Annotated in this window: 13 protein-coding genes; 6 read left to right on the top strand and 7 right to left on the bottom strand. The window is 29.5% G+C overall.

Translation table 11 applies throughout. The annotated features are described in order from the left end of the window. Positions 1–120 precede the first annotated feature (120 nt). Complete coding sequence (locus tag B3630_RS10610) at positions 121–1629, bottom strand: glycine betaine uptake BCCT transporter (protein ID WP_346897967.1); 1509 nt, start codon at positions 1627–1629, stop codon at positions 121–123. Between the two features lie 482 nt (positions 1630–2111). Here B3630_RS10610 and B3630_RS10605 point away from each other — a divergent pair, with 482 nt between their 5' ends. Next, positions 2112–2375, top strand: coding sequence for a DUF3888 domain-containing protein (locus B3630_RS10605; protein ID WP_346897965.1), 264 nt, complete (start codon positions 2112–2114; stop codon positions 2373–2375). 143 nt (positions 2376–2518) lie between these two features. On the opposite strand, the gene B3630_RS10600 is transcribed toward B3630_RS10605, so the two are convergent. The 5 genes from B3630_RS10600 to B3630_RS10580 all read right to left on the bottom strand — a co-directional run bounded on the left by B3630_RS10600 (position 2519) and on the right by B3630_RS10580 (position 5756). Continuing rightward, positions 2519–2719: a hypothetical protein gene (locus B3630_RS10600; protein WP_035131744.1), complete on the bottom strand. Its 201-nt coding sequence runs from the start codon at positions 2717–2719 to the stop codon at positions 2519–2521. A 284-nt stretch (positions 2720–3003) separates the two neighbouring features. Further along, positions 3004–4074, bottom strand: coding sequence for a uroporphyrinogen decarboxylase family protein (locus B3630_RS10595; RefSeq protein WP_346897963.1), 1071 nt, complete (start codon positions 4072–4074; stop codon positions 3004–3006). Positions 4075–4367: 293 nt separating this feature from the next. Continuing rightward, on the bottom strand, positions 4368–4568 hold the full coding sequence (locus B3630_RS10590) for an EscE/YscE/SsaE family type III secretion system needle protein co-chaperone (RefSeq protein WP_035131749.1): 201 nt from the start codon (positions 4566–4568) through the stop codon (positions 4368–4370). Positions 4569–4821: 253 nt separating this feature from the next. After that, positions 4822–5013 (bottom strand): ferredoxin, encoded by a 192-nt coding sequence (locus B3630_RS10585; protein WP_346897961.1) that lies wholly within the window; start codon positions 5011–5013, stop codon positions 4822–4824. Between the two features lie 155 nt (positions 5014–5168). Continuing rightward, positions 5169–5756 carry a restriction endonuclease gene (locus tag B3630_RS10580; RefSeq protein ID WP_346897959.1) on the bottom strand — a complete coding sequence of 196 codons (588 nt, stop codon included), beginning with the start codon at positions 5754–5756 and terminating at the stop codon, positions 5169–5171. Between the two features lie 200 nt (positions 5757–5956). Between B3630_RS10580 and B3630_RS10575 the strand changes: the two genes are divergently transcribed. The 5 genes from B3630_RS10575 to B3630_RS10555 all read left to right on the top strand — a co-directional run bounded on the left by B3630_RS10575 (position 5957) and on the right by B3630_RS10555 (position 10104). After that, positions 5957–6439, top strand: a complete 483-nt coding sequence (locus tag B3630_RS10575; RefSeq protein WP_346886099.1) for a dCMP deaminase family protein — start codon at positions 5957–5959, stop codon at positions 6437–6439. A 194-nt stretch (positions 6440–6633) separates the two neighbouring features. After that, complete coding sequence (gene brnQ, locus B3630_RS10570) at positions 6634–7938, top strand: branched-chain amino acid transport system II carrier protein (protein WP_346897957.1); 1305 nt, start codon at positions 6634–6636, stop codon at positions 7936–7938. 167 nt (positions 7939–8105) lie between these two features. Continuing rightward, positions 8106–8645 carry a nitroreductase family protein gene (locus B3630_RS10565; RefSeq protein ID WP_346897955.1) on the top strand — a complete coding sequence of 180 codons (540 nt, stop codon included), beginning with the start codon at positions 8106–8108 and terminating at the stop codon, positions 8643–8645. Between the two features lie 6 nt (positions 8646–8651). Continuing rightward, positions 8652–8960, top strand: coding sequence for a nucleoside triphosphate pyrophosphohydrolase (locus B3630_RS10560; protein ID WP_346897953.1), 309 nt, complete (start codon positions 8652–8654; stop codon positions 8958–8960). 106 nt (positions 8961–9066) lie between these two features. After that, positions 9067–10104: an MBL fold metallo-hydrolase gene (locus B3630_RS10555; protein ID WP_346897951.1), complete on the top strand. Its 1038-nt coding sequence runs from the start codon at positions 9067–9069 to the stop codon at positions 10102–10104. A gap of 76 nt (positions 10105–10180) precedes the next feature. Here B3630_RS10555 and B3630_RS10550 read toward each other — a convergent pair whose 3' ends face one another. Further along, on the bottom strand, positions 10181–10345 hold the full coding sequence (locus B3630_RS10550) for a hypothetical protein (protein ID WP_346897949.1): 165 nt from the start codon (positions 10343–10345) through the stop codon (positions 10181–10183). Positions 10346–10617: the final 272 nt, after the last annotated feature.

Below are 10617 nucleotides of genomic sequence, written 5' to 3'. Positions count from 1 at the left end.
AGTTATTTTGCGACGCCCCCTATTTTAGTGTGTCGGTACTAAGCTAATACTTAAAATGGTTATTTTCTTTTAGAAATATTGAATGAGTTTAATTAAGAGTTAATTTATAAATATAAAGATTTATTTCAAGGGTTTATGTTTAGCTTTTAAGTGTTTTATTTCAGGTAAATTTTCTTTTTTTAATTCTTTAAGTAAAGATGAAAGCATTAAGATTAATATAAAGCTAAAAGGTAGGGCAGTAAGTATAGCCATGGTTTGAAGACCTTTTAAACCTCCACTTAATAGGAGTGATACAGCTATCAATGATTCAAGAATGCCCCATATAAGTTTAATGGATAATTTAGGATTCATATTACCCTTTGAACTAAACATACCGAGAACGAATGTTGCAGAATCTGCTGATGAAACAAAGAATGTCATAATTAAAATTATACAAATAACACTTAATATTGTACCAGTAGGGAGACTTTTCAAGGTGATAAATAGTGTAGAAGTAATATTATTTTTTACTACTTCTACTAAATTTAGGTCAGTATTCATTTGAAGATTAAGCGCTGTTCCACCAAACACTGCAAACCAAAAGAAACTAAATAAAGTTGGAACTAATAAAACACCTAAAACAAATTCTTTTATAGTTCTTCCTTTTGATATACGAGCTATAAATACACCAACAAATGGAGACCAAGCTATCCACCAAGCCCAATAAAATAAAGTCCAACTAGAAATCCAACTAGAGTCTCTAAATGGTCTTAGTTTTAGGCTCAAAGACACAATGTTTTGAAAGTATTCACCTAGAGTATTAGTGAAAATTTCTAAAATATTAGATGTAGGTCCCAAAATAAAGACAAAGAGCATAAGTAGAACTGCAATAGCTATATTAACATTACTTAAAATTTTAATCCCTTTTTCGATACCTGTTGATGAAGATAATAAAAATAGTATAGTTGCAATTATTATTATTAGTATTTGTATAAAACTATTTATAGGAATGCCAAAAACATTATTTAATCCCCCATTTATTTGTAAAGCACCTAACCCTAAAGAAGTAGCTACACCAAAGGCTGTAGCTATTATTGCTAATACATCTATTATTATAACTATTGTACTTTTAAAACGTAAGTTTTCTTTAATTAAAGGTTTGATTGTTTCACTAATTAATAGTCTTTTATTTTTTCTGAATCTAAAATATGCAAGAACAAGCCCTACAAATGAATAGATAGCCCAAGCATGTAAGCCCCAGTGAAAGAAGCAATAAACCATACCTGTATTAGCGGCTTCAACAGTTAACTCTTTAATACCTATAGGTGGAAAGACATAGTGATCTAAGGGCTCTGCTACACCCCAGAAGATTATACCTATGCCCATACCAGCACTAAATAGCATAGAAAACCAAGTAAGGTTACTGAATTGAGGTTTGTCATCATCTTTTCCTAATTTTAAGTGGCCATACTTGCTAAATGCCAACCAAATTACAAAAATTAAAATAATAAAAGTTATAATAAGAAATAGCCAACCGAATTTAGCTGTAGTAAAGTTTAAGGCATTATTCGATATGGCTATAAAATATTGTGGTGATACAAGTGCACATAAAACAAATAGAACAACAAAAAATATAGATATATATAACATAATTTAAACACCTCATTTATCTTTTTCAAATTTATTTTGCTTTAAATAGTTAGATTTATTCATATAGCATATAATAATTTTTGGAAGATACATAAAACAAATGAAGCTATAGATAATTATATAATTGAACTAATTTTGTAAGAATGTTGTAAGTAAATAATATCGTAATATATTGTATCTAGGGAAATAAAGATATATTTCTACTCTGCTAGAAATAATAAGAATTAAAATCAGTTGTGTTTATTATGTTTGTGATAAAATATGAAGTCTATTTAATACATGGGTAAAGTATATATACACATAGTATATATACACATAGTATATATAAAAATGTAATATATTAAGAATACATACATATACAAGTAAGATAGGTTAGTGTGGAGATACGCTATCCTTAATAAAATAAAATGAATTCTGATATTTAATTTATGTCAATGGAAAACATAGGTTAATATAAATAAAAGAAAATAAAGGTAAACAAAGTGATAAATCTTAGAAAATATATTAAGATTGGCTTAATTATCTTGGTAGTTATGGTGTTTATTATCAATATCAATGTCAAAATAGTATTTCTAGACCCAATGGTTCGTTCCTTTGTCTTTGATATAAGCCTTCAAGTAAATCCCTATATAGGACCTCATATTCTTGTAGGAACTGATAATATTGATTTCACAATAGAAGGAAACGGAAGGGTTAATGTGAAAAAGTTTGAGCATATAAAAAGTTATGACTTACCACCAACCTAGGAGTATATAATGACAGAGATTGTATAAGATTTTAGCATCAGGTTGTTAAAGTTAGTGAAGTTAGAGTAAAATATATTTCGCCAATATCCTAAAAAGGATATTGGCGAAGAGGAAATAGTGGAATATAATAGCACTAGTTTTTACTATTCTTCATAGTTAGAAAGTGTGTTATTTAATGAATGTAGTGCACTTTCTACTGAGTTAAGGGTATTTTCGATTATTTGTCTGTTTTGTGATTTTTCAACAGATTTTAATGCTTGATCCAAGCAAGTTTTTGAATCTTGAAGTTCAATTTGTACATCTCGTAGATGGCGTTTAGCGCTTTTTCCTTCATTATTGTGCATAACAATTACCTCCTAAAATTTTATTTTTAAGGTATGGAGCTAGCATATTATGAAAATAAGCTTAAGCTCAATCCAAGAGTGAAATTTTGTTCATAGTAAATTTCTTCATCTACAAAAGTCCTATTAACACCATTATTATCAGAAGAACTTAACTATGAAATATCAAAATTATTATATGTCATAAATTTAAAATCATACTTGGAAAGTTTAGCTTATGGAAGAAAAAACCTTAAGAAACAGATTATTAAATAATCTATTTCTTAAGGTTTCAGTAAAAAGGCATATTAATCATTCATTAGTTCTTCTAGATCTATTGGATACTTTCCGTATAGTTTACCAGCATCCATAAAGGCTTTAATATTCTCTATTGGAGTGTTCATTGGAATTTGACATCCAGTGCTTAAAATATAACCTTTTTCAGAATTGTAACCTTTCCTAATACATTGTTTAACTGACTTAAAAATGTCTTCTTTAGTTCCAGCATACATAACATCAACAGGAGGAACATTTCCGGTTATTACAACCTTATTACCCATCACATTTTTAGCTTCTTCTATATCTTCTATATTATCAATACTAAAATTAGAAATTCCAGTATTCACAACATCTTCCCAAATATCTCTACTTTTTCCACAGATATGTATACCAGGGGAACTACCAGTTTTTTCTTTTATTTTATTTATATTTTTTTGAAGAGCAGGTAAGGAAAATTCTCTGAATTGTTTTGGACTTATAAGGCTTGTTGATGAGACTGGATCAGCAAAACTAATTGAGATACCTAGTTTAGCAACTTCTTCTATGTATCTATTATTAGACTCTGACACTATTTCCATAAGAGTATGAACTTTTTTAGGATATTTAATCATCCATTTTAATAAATTTTCAGTTCCAACTACAGAGGCTGCAACACTAAAAGGACCAGACATAGAAGCACTGACATCTACATCATTTATAAGTTCATCTTTAGTAAGTTTTAATGCTTCCAGTAGTATAGGTAATTTTCCATCCTTTAGAGGGTTTGCTATTTTGAGAGATTCAATTTCATCTATTGATTTAATAGCAGGTTCTAGTAAATAGGAGATAGCATAATCAGGATAGCATACCTTGGCTCCCATAGCTTCAGCTACTCCTCTAAGACTAGTAGATATGCCTACGCTATCATGACGAAGTTTTCTAAACAAAGCTATTTCTAAATTTGCCATTAGTCGTGCAGAATGATAGTAATCCTTAGTTGTTATACCAATGAATGGCGCCATAGTTGCTCCCATGTCGGGGATGCAAATTAGTCTATCAATTTCTAATCCTCTAGAAAATGCATCCATTCTTTCTTTGGGAGTCATTTCTTCTTTAATCACTTAAACATCGCCTTCCTAATAAATGTATTTTAACAATTAACTCATATAATCCTAAAGTTATTATATAAAATATATCCCAATATGTATAATTGAATTATCCTATATATAATGTATATCTATTGACATAATTAATATTAGTAAGAGGTTAACATGGTAAAGATAACAGTATAGGAATATTGTAAGCAAGAAAAAAGACTGAAATATTAAGGAATTACTTAATATTTCAGTCTTTGCTACTAAATTAATTGATATTCATATACAACACAAGGTTTTAGAATTAACCTTATGTTTTGCTATTCTTGATAGTTAGAAAGAGTACTATTTACTGAATTTAATGCACTTTCTACTGAATTAAGAGTGTTTTGGATTTTTTGTCTGTTTTGTGGTTTTTCAACAGAGTTTAATGCTTGATTTAAGCAGTTTGTTGAATCTTGAAGTTTACTTTGTACATCCTGAACATGTTGTTTAGCATTTTTTCCTTGATTTTGTTGCATAATAATTTCCTCCTAATTTTTACTTTTAGATATTAAGATAAAATTTAATACCTAATTTAATTTTTAGTCACAGTAAGTTTCGTTACTATAGATAATTATTATTACTAAGATGTAAAGAAATTCACTATGAACTAGTAAAGTTATTGTATGTTATAAATTTTAAATTATACTTTCAAATTTTAATTATCAAAACTAATAATATAATAACAACTAAGTATTAAGATAAGAAAAGCTAGGCACTAAGCCTAGCTCTTTATTCTTTAATATCTATGGCATCTACAGGACATTGATCTCTTCCATCAACAGCCCCAGCTTCAAGATCAGAAGGAACATCTCCATCTATAGCTTCAGCTTTACCATCATCATCAAATGAATAAACCTCAGGACAGACACCAACACAAGCCCCACAGCCTATACATGTATCTTTATTTACTATTGCTTCCATATTTACTCCTCCTTGTTTTTAATATAATAACAAGGTTAGTGTTTGCAGTAATTGATTTCATATACGCAAAAATTAGAAAATTAATTAATAATAGGTACATAGATGTTAGAGTAGATATATATAATTATGTATTTATATCAGGAGTAGATGAGTCTTTAAATCTCTATGGCAAGTTCATAGTCATCTTGATTTTCTCGTTCTTCAATAAGCTTTAAAATATTATCCATAGTATATATTTTAAGAGACAAATCACTGTTGTCTTCTAGTTTACCAATGTATTCTAGGGCATTAGGGGACACACTGCCTGTAGTAAGAATAATACCTTTTTTTATATTGTTTGCCATCATAGCACCAACAAGTTTTTGGCATATAACTCTTCCTATAAAAAACTCATCAGAAGCATTATCTTCATCATTAGAGGCTAGAGTTGAATTAGAATCATATCTTTTACATTCAACATAGATTTTTTCATCGTCATAATTTGTAAGAATTAAATCAACTCCACCATCATTACTAGGAGGTGTAAGCTTTATATCCTTATATTCAGGGTTATTATGAAAAAGCCACTGACAGAAGCCTTCAAATTGAAGTCCTGTTAATTTATTAATATTTTCTTTTTTAATCCTCATAGTAAATTTTAGTTGTTCATCTTTAAAGCCTCTTATTTTCTCAATAAATTGAGTAAAGCTCTTTATAAGTATTATGAGTACTATAAGTAGTACTAAAATTTCATATTTGTTCATAAGAATCACCTCGTATAATAATTATTGTCATTATAGAAAAAATTAATCAATATATTTGGGATTTTTGCTTTACCATGTGATATTAATGAGCACAATAAACAGATATTTTTATATGAAATCCATAACAGATTTAGAAAAGTATCTTTAATTATGAAGATTTTTAATATAAAATAGTAATAAATACTTCAAGGAGGTTACGTATGAAGAGAGAAGATTATATTTCTTGGAATGATTATTTTATGAGTATTTCTTTGTTATCAGGAATGAGAAGTAAGGATCCATCAACACAGGTTGGAGCTTGTATAGTTGATTGCGACAATAGGATAGTTTCTATTGGATATAATGGATTTATTAATGGATGTAGTGATGAAGATTTTCCTTGGAGTAGAGATGGAGAATTTTTAGAAACTAAGTATCCTTATGTAGTGCATGCTGAGCAAAATGCTATTTTAAATGCTAGAGGTAAGTCTTTAGAAGGCTGTAGACTATATGTAAATTTGTTCCCTTGCCATGAATGTGCTAGAAATATCATTCAATCAGGCATAAAGGAAGTTTATTATCTTAGTGATAAGTATGCTGAAACAGATTCTATAAAAGCCTCTAAATATATGTTTGAAAAGGCTAATGTGAAATTAACTCAATTAACTCCAAGTGTAGACAAGATAGAGATAAAATTAAAATAGACCTATTAAATTAGAGCTAAAAGGATTGTCTCATATTTTTATATTGAGATAGTCTTTTTTTATTTATGAGCAATATCAACTAAATTTTAGAATGAATTAAAGCCCCATTTTAAGATTGGTTGAACGCATACCTAAGAGGTTAAGTATAATAAATAATTATATTTTAAGACAGAATTTGTTAAGGAGTAGATTAAATGAAAACTAAAGATACGATGAGAGATGCTATAGTAATTGGTTTTGCTTTATTTGCTATGTTTTTTGGAGCAGGAAATCTTATATTTCCAACATTTTTAGGACTAGAATCAGGGATAAGTTGGAGTAGTGGATTGTTTGGATTTGTTTTAGCTGATGTAGGCTTAGCTATACTATCAATTATAGGTGCAGCTAAATGCAATGGAGATGTAAGTGAAATTTTTGGAAAGGTAGGTAAAAGATTATCAATAATTTTGGGTGCTGTTATAATGGTATGCTTAGGACCACTTCTAGCGATACCTAGGACAGCAGCAACAACCTATGAAATGGGTATTGTTCCAATATTTAAAGGATTTAGCCCAGTAGTATTTTCTATAATATTTTTTGCTATAACATTGGTTTTATCTATAAAACCATCTAGGGTAATTGATATAATAGGTCAGTTTTTAACCCCAATGCTTCTCATAACTCTACTATTACTCATATTAGTTGGAATAATAAATCCAATTGATTCTATCAGTATAGCGCCAAGAGTAGAAAGTATATTTGCAGAAGGCGTAATCCAAGGTTATCAAACCATGGATGCATTAGGAGCTATAGCATTATCTACTGTTGTAATAACAACATTAAGTAATAAAGGATATAAAGGAATAAAAGAAAAAATAAAATTAACCTTAAAAGCTTCTATTGTTGCATCAATAGGACTAGTTTTAGTTTATGGTGGGTTGACTTATTTAGGAGCTACCATTTCAAATCAGTATACAAACATACCATTAGTAGAAATATCTCAAACTGCATTAATAGTACATATAACAGATACATTACTTGGAAAACCAGGAAAGATAATATTAGCAATAATAATAGGCCTTGCATGTCTTACAACAGCAATAGGACTTACGTCTGCAACAGCCCAGTACTTTAGCAAAATATCAAAGGGAAAATGGAAATATAGAGATATAGTTATATTCGTATGCGTGTTTAGTAGTATAGTAGCTAATTTGGGAGTAAGTACTATAATAAAATTTTCGGCACCAGTATTAAGTGTAATCTATCCTCCAACAGTTACATTATTAATATTAACATTATTTAAAGAAAAAATTAAGAACAATTATGTGTTTATTTTTTCAACGTATACAGCTTTATTTATAAGTGTATTAACGGTTTTAAACGATGTTGGAATAGGCAGTTCAATAGGAGTACCAATAGTAATTGAACTTCCATTTGCGAATTTAGGTTTTAACTGGATAGTTCCAGTTATAGTGACAGGTATAATGGGGAATTTTATTAAAACAAACACAGAAGTATAATATTTAAATCATATTTCATATTACAAAGATATACAAGGCAATCAATAAGTGCTATAGATGATTTATATAATTGTAGCAAACATGCTATAATAGATACATGTAAATGCGTATTTTAAAGATAGAATACCTACATAATTTAATATAAAAATTAGTTTGGAGGTAGAGTTATGATTAAAGCAATTGAAGAGCGTAGAAGCATAAGAAGATATATGGATAAACAAGTGGAAGATGAGAAGTTATTAAGAATTCTTCATAGTGCAAGACTAGCACCATCAGGTAGCAATACACAACCATGGCAAATTATTGTGGTTAAGGAGCAGAGAAATAGAGAAAAAATTGCAGCAGCTGCGTATAATCAAAAGTGGATGGTTAGTGCACCTGTCCACCTTGTGTGTGTTGCAGATATAAAATCAAGGTTACCTAAGAGTGATGGTCTTTATATTGATGAATATAGTAAGGAATTCGAAGTTAAGCAAATTATTAGAGATACATCTATTGCCATTGAACATATGGCACTTGAAGCAATAGATTTAGGGTTGGGAACTTGTTGGATTGCTTGGTTTGAACAGAAAGACTTTAGACCAGTTTTAAATATTCCTGATGATAAGTATGTGGTTGCAGTATTAACTTTAGGTTATCCAGATGAAGCACCAAGTCCTCGTCCAAGAAAGAATTTAGAAGAAATAGTTCATTATGAGCAGTGGTAATAGATAATGAAAGTATATAATAAATTAGTAAGAGATAAGATTCCACAGGTGATAGCTGAAGATGGAAATCAGTGTGATGTAGAAATTGCATCTAAAGAGGACATGATTTCTTTATTAGAAGATAAGCTAAAAGAAGAGGTAAATGAATATCTAAAGGATAAAAATTTAGAGGAGCTAGCGGATATTATGGAAGTGCTGTTTGGGCTAGCTCATAATTTAGGATATTCTGAAGAGGAATTAGTGAAGAAAAGAAATTGGAAGCTAAAGCAGCGTGGGGGATTTAAGGAAGGAATTGTTCTTAAGTCTGTTAAGTAAAAATATTAGCTATATTTTAGTCAGTATGATTAAAATTATAGAGCGTAATGTTATAAAAAGTTTTTATTTGGTTTCTAGTAATGAGGCAAAAGATAAGGAGATACTGATGATAAGAGAATTATTTGAAGATATATATCAAATAGAGGTAGAACTTCCGGATAATCCTTTAAGGGCACTAAATGCCTATTTAATTAAAGGTAATGAAAGAAATCTACTTGTGGATACAGGCTTTCGCAAGGTTAAATCTTTAGAAAGCTTAAGACAAAGTTTAAAAGAATTGAATGTAAATATGGACAATACGGATATATTTTTAACTCATCTTCATGATGACCATACAGGTCTTGTACCATTTCTTTTAAATTCAAATAATAAGGCTTATATTCATCCAAGAGAAAGTGAAGAAATCTATAATTTAAGAAAAGTAACTTACATGGAAGAAATTAATATATTTAATGAAGCCATGGGATTTCCTAAGGGCAAGGCGGTATCAGCGCTAAAAGCTCTAAGAGATCAGGAAGGTTTTGAGGAAAGATTCACTGAGCCAACCTATACAGATATTATGGATGGGGAAACATTAAAGGTAGGAAAGTATGAGTTTAAATGCATTTTAACGCCAGGGCATACCCCAGCTCATTGCTGCTTATACGAAGAAAACCATAGGATTTTAATTGGTGGAGATTTAATATTAGCAAAGATAACTCCCAATATAGCCTATAACCTTGAGCAATGGATGGAAAACCCTTTGAAGGAATACTTTGATAGCTTAGATAGAGTTGCATCTCTAGCTATAGACGTGACACTGTCTTCTCATAGAGCTATTATAAGGAATACTAAAAAGAGGATAAGAGAACTCAAGGACCATTATGATCTTAGGTTAGAGGAAATCATGGATATTTTGGCTAATGGAGAAAAACTTTCGCCTTATGAAATTGCAGGAAGAATGCACTGGAGTATAACAATTAAAAACTGGGAAGACTTCCCGATAACTCAAAGATTCTTTGCACTAGGGGAGTGTATGTCCCACTTAGTGTATCTTGAAAAACTTGAAATGATAAATAAATCATATCAAGGTGGAAAGATATATTATGTTATATCAAATAAAGGATTAGTGTGGGCAATAGTTAAGTACATTAAAGAAAGTTAAAACAGTGAGTTTAAAAATAAAAATAAAGGATGTTTAGAAATAAGGTTATTTCCAAACATCCTTTTAAGTTCTAAAATTATTGAGCTACTGCTGATGAACATATTTTACAGATGTTTATAGTTTTTCCGTCTTCACATTTCTTAGTCCATACCAATTTTACTCTTTTTCTACCGCATAGAGGGCATGTACCTCTCCAACCTACTATTTTCTTAATAACTTTACCTCTTCTTTGCTTACCCATTTTCTCATCGCTCCTTTCTTTAAAAATATATTTTTATAAAGGCAGAGTTATGACTAAAAAGTTAAGATAAGCTTAAATAAAAAAAGTAGTACCACAATGAAAGTAGTACTACTCTTACATATTTTTAGGGTATGTTGATTATCTATACATTTGGGTTATAAGATAAATGCTGGAAATGGAAACGAAAACATAACCAGCATTCATCTCATAAGAGTTTAAAATTAAATGAAAATGTAAAACGTAAAATTTTAATGTAAGTAATATTATGATTT

The sequence above is a fragment of the Clostridium sp. UBA7503 genome (genome assembly GCF_002477055.1).
GTDB classification, from domain to species: Bacteria; Bacillota; Clostridia; order Clostridiales; family Clostridiaceae; genus Clostridium_J; species Clostridium_J sulfidigenes.
Note: the sequence above shows the minus strand (reverse complement) of the source record. Positions and strands in the feature narration are given on the sequence as shown.